At 50.0% G+C, this 13,571-nt stretch carries 11 protein-coding genes; all 11 read left to right on the top strand.

Going from position 1 to position 13,571, the window contains the following annotated elements; all coding sequences use genetic code 11:
* The first annotated feature begins 536 nt into the window (after positions 1–536).
* A complete protein-coding gene (locus HPY27_RS03410; RefSeq protein ID WP_017249516.1) occupies positions 537–1,178 on the top strand; it encodes a serine/threonine-protein kinase in 642 nt (213 codons plus the stop codon).
* A gap of 77 nt (positions 1,179–1,255) precedes the next feature.
* Entirely contained in the window at positions 1,256–1,705 is a 450-nt protein-coding gene (gene lspA / locus HPY27_RS03405; protein ID WP_017249515.1) for a signal peptidase II, read from the top strand.
* A gap of 46 nt (positions 1,706–1,751) precedes the next feature.
* The gene (locus HPY27_RS03400; RefSeq protein WP_017249514.1) at positions 1,752–2,681 is read left to right on the top strand and encodes an RluA family pseudouridine synthase; all 930 of its coding nucleotides are present in this window, start codon (positions 1,752–1,754) and stop codon (positions 2,679–2,681) included.
* Positions 2,682–2,700: 19 nt separating this feature from the next.
* Positions 2,701–3,102 carry a VOC family protein gene (locus tag HPY27_RS03395; protein ID WP_174224348.1) on the top strand — a complete coding sequence of 134 codons (402 nt, stop codon included), beginning with the start codon at positions 2,701–2,703 and terminating at the stop codon, positions 3,100–3,102.
* A gap of 99 nt (positions 3,103–3,201) precedes the next feature.
* Positions 3,202–4,563, top strand: a complete 1,362-nt coding sequence (locus HPY27_RS03390; protein WP_174224347.1) for a TolB-like translocation protein — start codon at positions 3,202–3,204, stop codon at positions 4,561–4,563.
* A 223-nt stretch (positions 4,564–4,786) separates the two neighbouring features.
* Complete coding sequence (pyrR, locus tag HPY27_RS03385) at positions 4,787–5,326, top strand: bifunctional pyr operon transcriptional regulator/uracil phosphoribosyltransferase PyrR (RefSeq protein ID WP_007728461.1); 540 nt, start codon at positions 4,787–4,789, stop codon at positions 5,324–5,326.
* A gap of 162 nt (positions 5,327–5,488) precedes the next feature.
* Entirely contained in the window at positions 5,489–6,847 is a 1,359-nt protein-coding gene (locus HPY27_RS03380; RefSeq protein WP_174224346.1) for a solute carrier family 23 protein, read from the top strand.
* 185 nt (positions 6,848–7,032) lie between these two features.
* Positions 7,033–7,974 (top strand): aspartate carbamoyltransferase catalytic subunit, encoded by a 942-nt coding sequence (locus tag HPY27_RS03375; RefSeq protein WP_017249510.1) that lies wholly within the window; start codon positions 7,033–7,035, stop codon positions 7,972–7,974.
* Positions 7,941–9,221: a dihydroorotase gene (locus HPY27_RS03370; RefSeq protein ID WP_017249509.1), complete on the top strand. Its 1,281-nt coding sequence runs from the start codon at positions 7,941–7,943 to the stop codon at positions 9,219–9,221. The genes HPY27_RS03375 and HPY27_RS03370 overlap by 34 nt, the downstream gene beginning before the upstream one ends.
* 55 nt (positions 9,222–9,276) lie before the next feature.
* Positions 9,277–10,374: a carbamoyl phosphate synthase small subunit gene (locus HPY27_RS03365; protein ID WP_017249508.1), complete on the top strand. Its 1,098-nt coding sequence runs from the start codon at positions 9,277–9,279 to the stop codon at positions 10,372–10,374.
* Positions 10,358–13,570: a carbamoyl-phosphate synthase large subunit gene (gene carB, locus HPY27_RS03360; protein WP_173622162.1), complete on the top strand. Its 3,213-nt coding sequence runs from the start codon at positions 10,358–10,360 to the stop codon at positions 13,568–13,570. The genes HPY27_RS03365 and carB overlap by 17 nt, the downstream gene beginning before the upstream one ends.
* Position 13,571: the final 1 nt, after the last annotated feature.

Genomic DNA, 13,571 nt, shown 5'->3' with positions numbered 1-13,571 from the left:
GGTTCTTCAATCTTTTCAGGCATTTAAAAATCGGCTCACACGGAAAGCTCGTAGAGGAAACAGGAGAAATAAGCGAAGATCTTAGGGACACCGACCGAGACGCAATGCAAAAAGCAAAACACGCTCTTAAGCGTCCACCTCTGAAACACATCTTGATAGGACCACTTTGGACGCGGTTTCGCTTTTTGCATGGAGTCGTGCAGTCAATCCCGCAGGGGGTGGCCCTAGAATCTGAGTGTTTTCTCCTGTTTCCTCCCCACCACGACAGCAACGTACAAAATCGTTATACACTACATAAAAAAACAGATGCTATTGCTGGACATCTACTACCCATTTACCAAATCGAAAAAATGAGGTATTCTTGTCCATATGCAATCCTTTCATTGGAATCGGACAGGACTTCCTGGCCTCACCAGTGTAAAGGATTTTTTGCCCCTTAAATAGGAAGTGTCTGAATGATCGTAGTAGATGGACCTTCATTAATTTTGTTTTAACGTAGTTCGAAGTCGGTAACTGATGAGAGATGATGAGAAACGATGCGGATCGATCAGGATATATTGCAAGCTTTTTTACAGGAAGTTCAAGTGGAGAGTCTGTCGCCGGATGATCCAGTCGTCGTACACCACACGCCGTACCCGTGGGAGTTGGTCGGTACCGGCAATTATGCTGCCGTATTTGCCCACCCGGACTATCCAAAGGTAGTGATTAAGCTGTACGCACCTGGAAGACCAGGAGCCGAACAGGAAATCGAAGTCTATCGCAAGCTTGGGGAGACTCGTTCTTTCCCTATCTGTTATGATTATGGGGAAGGATACTTGGTCATTTCGCGGATGAACGGCATACCCCTGTTTGACTGTGTTCGCTTTGGTATTCCGATTCCTCCCCAGGTGATTGAAGACGTGGAGGAAGCACTCGAAGAGGCGCGCAGGAAGGGTTTGTTTCCGCATGATGTCCATGGAAAAAACGTACTAATGGATCAGGGACGAGGTTATCTGATTGACGTATCGGATTACTATGTCAATGATACAGACACAAAATGGCGTGATTTACGCAAGGCGTATTACAAGGTGTACCTGCCATTTATCAAGGATCGTGGATGGAAAATTCCATTGTGGATGCTGGAAGTTGTACGTAAAGGCTATCGACTGTACAAAAAAGGAAAGCGCTTGTTCACGTAGACGGTCTCTGGTAAAATGATCATTTGATATTGTGTTTGTTCAGTTGCTGGTCGAAGCAGAATAAGGAGGACATTCCATTGTTGTACTATCTCATTGCGGCAGTAATTATTGCGCTTGATCAGTTTACAAAGTATTTAGTCGTGAAGTATATGGAACTGGGAGAATCCATTCCTTTGATCGCGGACGTTTTTCATCTCACTTCCCATCGAAACATGGGAGCGGCGTTTGGCATCCTGCAAAATCGACGTTGGTTTTTTATTGTCATTACCGTTGTCGTTGTGATTGGGATTGTCATTTCCTTGATTCGCTTGAGAAAAAACCAACCTCGTGCATCGTTGGCGCTGTCATTGGTCTTGGGTGGAGCCGTTGGGAATTTCATTGATCGTGCGATGACTGGTCAAGTTGTAGATTTTCTCGATTTTACGTTGATTAACTTCCCAATCTTTAACGTGGCTGATATGGCCATCACGATTGGTGTGGGGATTTTGCTTCTCGATGTTTTTCTGGATGGGAAGAAAAACAGATAGTTATGAGAATAATAGTGGGAAAGCTCGGATAGGTGGAGAAAATTACATGAATGACACGCAATTGTTTGAACGTTACGATTGGACGGTAGAGCCAGCGGATACGAGCGAGCGCATCGATAAGTTTATCACGCTGCAAAATGAAGATTGGTCCCGATCACAGGTGCAGGCTTGGGTGAAGGAAGGCCGTGTCACTGTCAATGGTGAACCGATCAAAAACAACTACAAGCTGCAGGCAGAGGACGAAGTAACCCTCCGTGTTCCGCCGCCAAAGGAAATGGCAATCCAGCCAGAGGAAATGTCCTTGGATATTGTATACGAGGATAGCGATGTCGTGGTCGTGACTAAACCACGTGGCCTCGTCGTGCATCCTGCTCCTGGTCATTACAGTGGGACACTCGTCAATGGGCTTTTGGCACATTGCAAGGATTTGTCCGGAATCAATGGTGTTTTGCGTCCAGGAATTGTCCATCGCATTGACAAGGATACATCCGGCCTGTTGATGGTAGCCAAAAACGACAAGGCACACATGGGTTTGGCTGAACAATTAAAAGCACATACGGTCAATCGGAAGTATGTCGCGATTGTTCATGGTGTCATCCCGCATGAAATGGGAACGATTGAAGCACCAATCGGGCGCGATCCGAAAAATCGCCAGCAAATGGCGGTTGTTTTTGAAAACAGCAAGCCGGCTGTGACGCATTTTATCGTGCTGGAGCGCTTCAAAGAGTACACGTTGGTGGAATTGAAACTCGAAACAGGACGTACCCATCAAATTCGCGTACACATGAAGTATATTGGCTATCCACTGGCGGGCGATCCGAAATACGGTCCGAAAAATACATTGGAGCTCGATGGACAAGCTCTGCATGCGAAAACACTGGGCTTTATCCATCCCCGTACAGGAGAGCAGCTCGAATTTGAAGCGCCAATGCCGAAGGAAATGCTTGACGCCATCGAGGTTCTTAGACAAGCGTAAGCGAACAGGAGGAATAGCCGTGCTAAAAAGATTAGCGCATGTGACGCTGTACGTTCACGATTGTGAAGAGGCATTGCGGTTTTACACGGAAAAACTCGGTTTCGAAAAACGCATGGATTCTCGGATGGATGATGGTTCTCGTTGGCTCACCGTCGGTCTTCCTGGGCAGGAGATAGAGATCGTATTGCATGACCCTACCCATTGGCATCGGGAAGAAGTTGCGCAGGAAATGCTTCGTCAGGTCGGCAAAAATCCAATGTGGGTTTGGGAGACGGATGATTTTGTGTCCACATACGAAACACTGCGCCAACGCGGTGTGAAGTTTGTGAGTGAACCAAACGAAGTGATGTATGGCATTGAGGTTATTTTCGAGGATCTGTATGGCAATCGTTTTTTGTTGTTGCAGCCAGTCTTCCTATGACACTTACATAATGGCAGTTGGATTGGAAAACGCTAGTAGAGAGCTTATTACTTTCTTCTGGCGTTTTTTTCATCATTCAATAGAGCGTGTAAGGAGTGAATGCTTGTGATCGGAAAATGGGGGAAGCTGATCAGTCTTTTTGTCCTTTTGGTTGTACTTGTCACGGCAAACGGTGAAGCAAAGGTGGCGGCCCAAAACCAACAGCCAGAGCGTGTGAACAAGGAAATAAGCGTTCCGGCAAAAATTGCATTTACGAGCAACCAGCATTTGTTTTTGGTAGATGGACGGGATGCAACAGGAAAAATAAAGCAAATCACCAAGGACGGCTATGCACAGATCGTAGGCTGGTCGCCAGATGGCAAGTGGCTCCTGTTCGTGAAATACAAAGGCAACGACAATTACTCGACACCAGGCTACGTGTGGATCGTCAGAGCGGATGGCAGCAAAACAGTGCAGGTAGACGAACGAGCAGTCTTTGAAATGCCAAAGTGGTCCCAAAAAGCGAACAAGCTAGCATACACCGTGAATATCGGCAGCAATGAAGCGCCAAGCCCTTTGCTGATTGTAAAAGAAATTCATGATCAAGGAGAAGTAGCCTTGCAAAGTTCAACGAAGGCTGACTTCGCAGATTTTGCCTGGATGCCGGATGGGGAAAACATGCTTGTCGCGCTACCCGCTGAAAAAAATAAGCCGATGACGCTGGCCTTGCGCACGCTTGCAGGTAAACCGTTGGCTGCCTACCCGATTGCAGAACCGCCAAAAGTGGAGGAAGGTATCTACCCATGGGCGGCGACAGGCCTAAAAGTATCCCCGGATGGGAAGGCTGTTGCCTACTTTGTCAGGTATAACTCCGGGTCCTTGTCTGCTGATGGCGTACCTATTCAATGGTTTGATTTGACACAGCCTGCCAAAAAGCCAATAGAACTCGGTACAGGATTGGCTTATCCTGATTGGCTTGCTTGGACACCAAATAGCGACCAGCTCGCTTTTGTCGATGGCACTGACCGGATCGCTACGACTAACAAGCAGTTGAAGCTGGCGGATCGAGCAGGAAAGGTCAAAACAGTTAGCCCTGGTCCAGTGGTGGTAGACACTTATCCAGTATGGATTCCAAAAGCTCCATACACACTGCTTTTCACCAGAGGCTTGGCTACAGCGTATTCATACGATCCAAAGAAGGTCATGGTACCGGAACAAGGCATCTGGCGGCGATCCGCAGATGGAGCAGAGCAGCAGGTGACAAAAGGGTCAGCGAATACAGCCGACTACTATCCTGCGCCATCTCCAGATGGGAAACAGCTCCTTTTCTTGCGTTTGGATCGAGCGGAGCATGGCTCCCTGTTTATCCAAGGAATAGGTGAGGATGCAGACAAACAAGTCGAGCTGATCAAAGACATTACAGGGGACATTGGTTATTATGCGAACTATTTGCCACCGTGGGTCAGCGTCTATTGGGAATAGTTAGACTTTTCCGGGCTGCATTGACACCCGTCCAGAATCGTGGCATAATTCTACATGACGAATGGAACCTTTTAATCCAGTCCAGTGAGGCTGGCAAGGGCACGGAATGACAAGCAGGCGGGACTCTTACAGTCCGGTCAGTTTGTCCGAGGGCTTCTTGTCTCCTGACAAGGAGCCTTTTTTCGTAAGGTCCACTGTTCCCGTCGAGAAGGGGGATATTGAGATGATCAACAAAAGCGTCATTATGGATGAAGCCGCAATCCGCCGCGCGCTCACTCGAATCGCACATGAAATTATCGAGCGAAACAAAGGCGTCGAAGATCTCATTATCGTGGGCATCAAGACCAGAGGGATCTACCTCGCACAGCGTCTTGTGGAAAGAATCGAAATGATTGAAAATGTGAAAGTCCCAGTCGGTGAGCTGGACATTACGTTCTATCGTGACGATCTGCAACACAAGTCCGAAGATGCCATTTTGCAAGGCTCCAAGCTCCCAGATCAAATCACGGGCAAGACTGTGATTCTGGTGGATGATGTTCTCTACACGGGAAGAACAGTGCGTGCCGCATTGGATGCACTGATTGACAACGGTCGCCCTCGGATGATTCAACTGGCTGTTCTGGTTGATCGCGGTCATCGCGAGCTACCCATCCGCCCTGATTTCGTCGGAAAAAACCTCCCAACTGCTCGAACGGAAATTGTCGATGTACAATTGGCAGAAGTGGACGTTATGGACATTGTGTCCATCCGACAGCTACTGTAAAAATAAAAGAACTCCTCTTTAAAAACGATCCCGTGAGGTCGGCAAGAGGCAAGAAACTTCCCATGAGCATGGTGAAGCTAGCCTCTTTGTGTCCGCACAAAGAGGTTTTTTGTATAAAAAAAGCTTTTTGAATGAAAGAAACAAAACAGGGGGCATACAGGCATGAGCCAAAAAAATTACATCGATGTAGACGAAACACCACATATTTCGCGATTGCTGCCACTCAGTATTCAACACTTGTTCGCGATGTTTGGCTCGACTGTACTCGTACCGATCTTGACGGGTCTGGATGTTGCAACGGCTCTCTTGGCGAGCGGGATCGGGACACTTCTGTTTCTGTGGATCACCAAAGGAAAGCTTCCGAACTATCTCGGTTCTTCCTTCGCCTTCATCGGTCCGATTATCGTCGTGAGTCAATCGCATGGTGTAGGGACGGCACTCTTGGGCTGCTTCCTCTCCGGGATTGTGTACATCATCGTCGCCGGAATTGTGAAGAAGGCAGGAGTCAAATGGCTCGATCGGGTACTGCCACCAGTTGTCATCGCATCCGTCATCGTTGTGATCGGTCTGAGCTTGGCTGGCGTAGCAGTAGACATGGCAACGAAAGTCACTGTAGACGGTCAATCGCAAATGTCACTGACTTCGATTGAAATCTCGCTCGTTACCGTGGTCATAACAGTTCTAGCAGCGGTCATGCTACGCGGTTTCCTTGGTCTTATCCCCATCTTGATCGGAATGGTTTCTGGTTATGCATACACGCTGCTGCGTCACCCTGATCTGATTAACTTTCAAAAAGTAGTAGAAGCAGACTGGTTCATCACGCCACAAAAAATGTTTACGGAGCACTTCAAATTTACCGAAGTCATGAGTGCGATCGGTGACGGCTCTGCATGGATCGCAGCACTCGTCATCGCGCCAGTCGCTTTCGTCACGCTGGCAGAGCATTTGGGACACTTGCTGGTAACGAGCAAGGTCATGGATCGCGATCTGATGAAAAATCCGGGTCTGCACCGCAGTTTGCTCGGAGACGGGGTGGCAACCTCACTCGCAGCCATCATGGGAGGTCCGCCAGCAACGACGTATGGAGAAAATATTGGTGTCCTTGCAATGACTAAGGTATACAGCCGAGTGGTCATCGGTCTGGCTGCTGTACTGGCAATCATGTTCGCCTTCGCTGGTAAGATTAGCGCCATTTTAATGACGATTCCAACGCCGGTACTTGGTGGTGTCTCCATCATCCTGTTCGGTATCATCGCGGCACAAGGCTTGCGGATGTACGTCGAGCACAAAGTGAATTTTGCAGACAAACGCAACATGATTCTCGCAGCGGTCATCCTCGTCACGGGAATCGGCGGATACAAAATCAGTTTTGCAGGTACAGGTATCGCTTTCCTGAACGATCTGACCATCGATAATATCGCACTCTCTACCTTCCTGGGAATTATTCTGCACCTGATCCTTCCAGGAAAAGAGTCCGCGATGGGCGAAGCGCACCAGGAAGAACAAAAACAAATAGCCTAAACGTTCCCAATCCTTTAAATCCAGTCCAGAGAGGCTGGCAAGGCATAGAACGCTGTTAAGGCTGCCCGAAAAAGGCACCCAACCAGCTTCTTGTCTCGCTTGCCTCCAGATGCAAAGCGATGCCAAGAAGCTTTTCTTATGAAAAAAGCTTTTCTGTTGACCAAAATGAACCGGAGGGATTCATGATGAAAAATGTAGCGCACCTGATTGGCCTCAAAGACTTATCGAAAGAACAGATCATCCAGCTCCTCGAGCGAGCAGAGTATTGGGCTGCTAGACCAACTGAGCAAGCGGATATCCTGCGCGGACGGTTTGTCGCGAATCTGTTCTTCGAGGCCAGTACCAGAACCCGCTTCTCTTTTGAAGTAGCACAAAAGCGACTGGGCGCACATGTTTTGAACTTCATTCCGGAAACCTCCTCCACCGTAAAAGGCGAGACGGTCTATGACACGATCCGCACCTTGGAAGCAATGGGCGTGGAAGCAGCCGTTATCCGCACCAAGAAAGAAGGCCTGCTGCAAGAGTTAGCAGAAAGCGTAGACCTGAAGCTGATCAACGCGGGAGATGGAACGAATGAGCACCCGACCCAATGCCTGCTCGATCTTTTGACCATGAAAAGACAGTTTGGCAAGCTATCTGGTCTCACGGTAGCGATCATGGGAGACCTGCGCCACAGCCGCGTGCTCGGTTCTCACCTGCATGCGCTGCCGAAGCTCGGCGTGAATCTGCTTCTCTCGGGTCCTGCTACGATGATGCCGGCGCATATCCCGCAAGGTGTCAAAATCGTGGAAATGGAAGAAGCGGTTCAAACCGCAGATGTGGTCATGATGCTGCGCGTTCAGCTAGAGCGCCATGCGGAATCCCTCTATCTATCGAAAGAAGAGTACCACAAGGCACATGGGCTCACTCTGGAAAGAGCCAAAATGATGAAGTCCGGCGCAGTTATCATGCATCCGGCACCCGTCAATCGCGGGGTTGAGATTCATACCGATTTGGTAGAATGCGAAACGTCCTTGATTCAAACCCAAGTGACCAACGGAGTCGCAGCAAGAATGGCAGTTCTAGAAACTCTTTTGAAAGGGAGCGAAATGACATGGGAATCATCCTTGGCAACGGCAACGTACTAAATCAGGCGGGGGAACTCACCCCGATGGAAATATTGGTGGAAAAGGGAAGAATCACAGCGATGGGGGAAACGCTCGATCGCGAGGGACATGAATGGATCGATTGCCACAGCGGTATGATTAGCGCCGGTCTCATCGATGTGCACGTACATCTGCGTGAGCCAGGCTTCGAACATAAAGAAACGATCGAAACAGGGGCAAAAGCAGCGGTACAAGGCGGATTTACAACAGTAGCATGCATGCCGAACACACGACCATCCATCGACAGTGTCGAGACCGTGACCTACATTTTGGACAAAGCGAGCGAGGCTGGTATGGCGCGCGTGATCCCGTATGGTGCGATTACCGTTCGCCAATTGGGAAAAGAGCTGACGGATTTCGCTGGGTTAAAAGAAGCGGGGATCTTTGCGCTGACGGATGACGGTGTGGGCGTGCAATCAGCAGCGATGATGAAAAAGGCTATGCAAAAAGCAGCAGAGCTCGGTATCGCAATCGTCGCTCACTGCGAGGACGAAGACCTGTTGATCCCGGGAGCAGCCTTGCATGACGGGGTGGTAGCAGCTCGACACGGACTCCCTGGAATTCCTTCTGAGTCAGAGTCCATCCACGTTGGTCGCGATATTTTGCTGGCAGAACAGACAGGTGTGCACTACCACGTATGCCACATCAGCGCAAAAGAGTCGGTGCGTCTGGTACGCGATGGGAAACGCGCTGGCGTAAATGTAACGTGTGAAGTCAGTCCGCATCACCTCTTGCTGTGCGACGAGGATATCCCGGACAATCTGGATACGAATTGGAAAATGAACCCGCCGCTGCGCTCTCGTGAAGATCGTGCTGCACTGATTGCGGGATTGAAAGACGGCACCATTGATATGATCGCCACAGACCATGCACCACACACTCAAGAGGAAAAAGCAAACGGGATGAACCGAGCACCATTCGGAATCGTCGGACTGGAGACAGCATTCCCGCTCCTGTACACAAATCTCGTGCAAAACGGAGAGCTGACCTTGAAGAAGCTGGTTGAGCTGTTGACCGTGAAGCCAGCAGAAGCATTCAAACTGCCATACGGACGTCTGGAAGTGGGCGCACCAGCAGACCTGACTGTAATTGATCTGGAAACGGAAAAAACAATCGACCCAAGCACATTCGCAAGTAAAGGAATCAATACACCATTTGCTGGTTGGGCATGCAAAGGCTGGCCGACCCTGACACTGGTTGATGGGAAGATCGTATATCAAAACGTGTAAAAACGACTTACAGACGAGACACAAGTTTTTACACGACAATGGAGGAGGAGCATAGATGCGTGCAAGATTGATCTTGGAAGACGGAACAGAATTTATCGGGACAGCATTTGGAGCGACAAAGGAGTCCTACGGGGAAGTGGTTTTCAATACAGGGCTGACTGGCTATCAGGAGGTTTTGTCCGACCCATCCTACTGCGGACAGATCGTCACCATGACATACCCGCTAATCGGAAATTACGGGATCAATCGAGACGACTTTGAAGCTGTTCGTCCATACATTCACGGCTTCGTTGTTCGCGAGCATTGCGAGGCGCCTAGCAACTGGCGCAATACGAACACACTCGATGAACTGCTGAAAACATACGACATCCCAGGTATTGCTGGAGTCGACACCCGGATGCTGACGAGAAAAATTCGTTACCACGGCACGATGAAGGGCATGATTACAACCAGTGAAGCCCCGTTGGCTGAATTGGTTGCTGCCCTGAACGGCACGACATTGATGACAGACCAAGTATCACGTGTTTCTACGAAAAGCGTCTTCAGTTGCCCAGGTACAGGTCATCGGGTAGCACTGGTAGACTTCGGCGCGAAGCACGGAATTTTGCGCGAGCTGACCAAACGCAATTGCGACGTAGTAGTCGTGCCTTACAATGTGACAGCAGAAGAGATTCGCCGCATTCAACCAGACGGGATTCTCTTGTCCAACGGCCCTGGGGACCCGAAGGATGTACCGCAAGCTGTAGAGATGATTCGCGAAATCTTGGGTGAATATCCTCTGTTCGGAATTTGCCTCGGTCACCAGCTGTTCGCACTAGCATCTGGCGCTGACACGACGAAAATGAAATTCGGACACCGTGGCGGCAACCATCCAGTAAAAGAGCTGCCAACCGGACGCACATATATCACATCCCAGAACCACAGCTATGCAGTCAAAGAAGATTCACTGGCAGGCACGGAACTGGAAGTTACACATATCGCACTCAATGATGGCACCGTCGAAGGCGTACGTCATGCAGCGAAGAATGCATTCTCAGTACAGTACCATCCAGAAGCAGCTCCAGGTCCGTATGATTCCGGCTACCTGTTCGACCAGTTTCTTGCGATGATGGAAACCGCTAAGGAGGAAAAAACTCATGCCAAAACAAGATAATCTGAAAAAAATCCTCGTAATTGGCTCTGGACCTATCGTCATCGGGCAGGCTGCAGAGTTTGACTATGCAGGCACGCAAGCATGCGAAGCGTTAAAAGAAGAGGGCATGGAGGTAGTTCTGATCAACTCCAACCCGGCGACCATCATGACTGATACAAACATGGCGGACAAAGTATATATAGAGCCAATCACACCTGAATTCGTAGCGCGCGTCATTCGTCAAGAGAAGCCGGATGGACTGTTGCCTACACTTGGTGGTCAAACAGGCTTGAACATGGCTGTTGCTCTCTCAGAAGCAGGCGTTCTCGAGCAAGAAAATGTAAGGCTGCTCGGAACCAAGCTGGAATCGATTAAGCAAGCAGAAGACCGCGACCTGTTCCGCTCTCTCATGAATGAACTGGGTGAGCCGGTACCTGAATCCGTCATCGTGAGCACGGTCGTAGAAGCTGTCGATTTTGCAAACGAAATCGGTTATCCCATCATCGTTCGTCCTGCCTACACCTTGGGTGGTACAGGCGGTGGAATTTGTGAAGATGAAGAAACCCTCCGCGAGATCGTCGCAAGCGGATTGAAATACTCCCCGATTACGCAATGCTTGATCGAGAAAAGCATTGCCGGCATGAAAGAAATCGAGTACGAAGTGATGCGCGATGCCAACGACAACTGCATCGTAGTCTGCAACATGGAAAACATCGACCCAGTCGGCGTGCATACAGGTGACTCCATCGTAGTAGCACCTAGCCAAACACTGGCTGATCGCGAATATCAAATGCTGCGCTCATCCGCACTGAACATCATCCGGGCACTAGGTATCGAGGGTGGCTGCAACGTACAATACGCACTCGACCCGCACAGCTTCCAATACTACGTGATCGAAGTGAACCCGCGTGTGAGCCGCTCTTCTGCACTGGCTTCCAAGGCAACAGGCTACCCAATCGCAAAGATGGCAGCCAAAATCGCAATCGGCTACACGTTGGATGAACTGAAAAACCCGGTGACAGGCCAAACATACGCATGCTTCGAGCCAACACTGGACTACATCGTCAGCAAAATCCCACGCTGGCCATTCGACAAGTTCCAATCCGCAAACCGCAAGCTCGGTACGCAAATGAAAGCGACTGGAGAAGTCATGGCGATCGGTCGGACTTTTGAAGAATCGATCATGAAAGCCATCCGTTCCTTGGAAATCGGCAGCTATCACATCGAGATCGAGGGAGCAGGCGAAATCAGCGAGGAAGATTTGAAAGCTCGACTGGTGCACGCGGATGACGAACGCCTCTTCCTGCTGGCAGAAGCACTGCGTCGTGGCTGGACGATCGAACAACTGCACAACCTGACCAAGATCGATCTGTTCTTCCTGCATAAGTTCCATAAAATGATTGCTTTTGAAGCGGAACTGGCAAAAGGCTTGACGAGTGAGAAGCTGTACGAAGCAAAACGCATGGGCTTCACAGACCGCAAAATTGCCGAGCTGTGCGGTGAGACAGAAGAAGCGGTACACGCGATGCGCAAAGAAAAAGGCTTTGTACCTGTATATAAAATGGTAGATACTTGCGCGGCAGAATTCGAAGCGCAAACACCGTACTACTACTCCGCGTATGAAGTAGAAGACGAGCGCATCGAGACTGGCAAGAAGCGCGTGGTTGTGCTGGGTTCTGGACCAATCCGCATCGGTCAAGGAATCGAGTTTGACTACGCGACTGTCCACGCTGTCTGGGCACTGAGAGAAGCGGGCTATGAGGCAGTGATCATCAACAACAACCCGGAGACCGTTTCTACAGACTTCAACACTTCTGATCGCCTGTACTTCGAGCCGCTGTACATTGAAGACGTCATGAACATTCTCGATGTAGAAAAACCAGAGGGTGTCATCGTACAATTCGGCGGACAAACCGCGATCAATCTGGCTGACAAGCTGGCTGCACGCGGAATCAAAATCTTGGGTACGAGTCTCGAAAACATCGACGCCGCGGAAAACCGCGAGAAGTTCGAAGCGCTGCTGCGCGAGCTGGAAATCGCCCAACCGCCAGGGAAAACGGTTACGTCAGTCGACCAGGCAGTAGTGGCAGCAGAAGGACTTGGCTTCCCAGTGCTGGTTCGCCCATCCTACGTACTTGGCGGACGTGCGATGGAAATCGTCTACAACCAGTCCGAACTGTTGGAGTACATGGAAAAAGCGGTGAAGGTAAATCCTGATCACCCTGTACTGGTTGACCGTTACATGGTGGGGGTAGAAGCGGAAGTCGATGCGATCTGCGACGGCGAAAATGTTTTGATCCCAGGCATCATGGAGCATATCGAACGCGCAGGGGTGCACTCCGGTGACTCTATCGCTGTATATCCTCCGCAATCCTTGTCCCAAGCGATCAAGGATGAGCTGATTGACATGACGACAAAGCTGGCGCGCGCCCTGCAAATCAAAGGCTTGCTCAACATCCAGTTCGTCATCTATAAAGACCGTCCATACGTAATCGAGGTCAATCCGCGTTCGTCCCGTACGGTGCCATTCCTCTCCAAAGTAACGGGGATTCCAATGGCAAACATCGCAACGAAAGCGATCCTTGGTCACTCGATCATCGAACAAGGCTTTACACCAGGCTACCATCCAGAGGAGTCGATGGTTTCTGTCAAAGTACCAGTCTTCTCCTTCGCAAAGCTGCGTCGCGTCGATATTACGCTCGGCCCTGAAATGAAATCGACCGGAGAAGTCATGGGACGCGAGAGCACACTGGCAAAAGCATTGTACAAAGGCTTGGTCGCAGCGGGCATGAATATCCCGACACAAGGCACATTGCTCGTGACAGTTGCTGATAAAGACAAGGAAGAAGCGCTAGACATCGTGAAACGCTTCCGCCACCTCGGCTTCAAGCTGATGGCGACCGCAGGCACAGCAGATTATTTGGAGCAAGCGGGACTGCAAGTAACACGCGTAAGCAAATTGTCTGAGGGCACGCCAAACCTGTTGGATGTCATCCATACAGGAGAAGCGAACATCGTACTCAATACACTAACAAAAGGCAAAACGCCACAACGCGACGGCTTCCGCATTCGTCGGGAAGCAGTAGAGAACGGCGCCGTATGCTTGACTTCACTCGATACAGCTTCCGCTCTCCTGCACGTACTGGAGACGATCACATTCTCTACAGAAGCAATGCCAGCCCAGCGTGCTGGTGCCAAAGTGGCAGTAACCGTATAAA

It is taken from the genome of Brevibacillus sp. HB1.1, from assembly GCF_013332445.1.
Lineage (GTDB): Bacteria > Bacillota > Bacilli > Brevibacillales > Brevibacillaceae > Brevibacillus > Brevibacillus porteri.
Note: the sequence above shows the minus strand (reverse complement) of the source record. Positions and strands in the feature narration are given on the sequence as shown.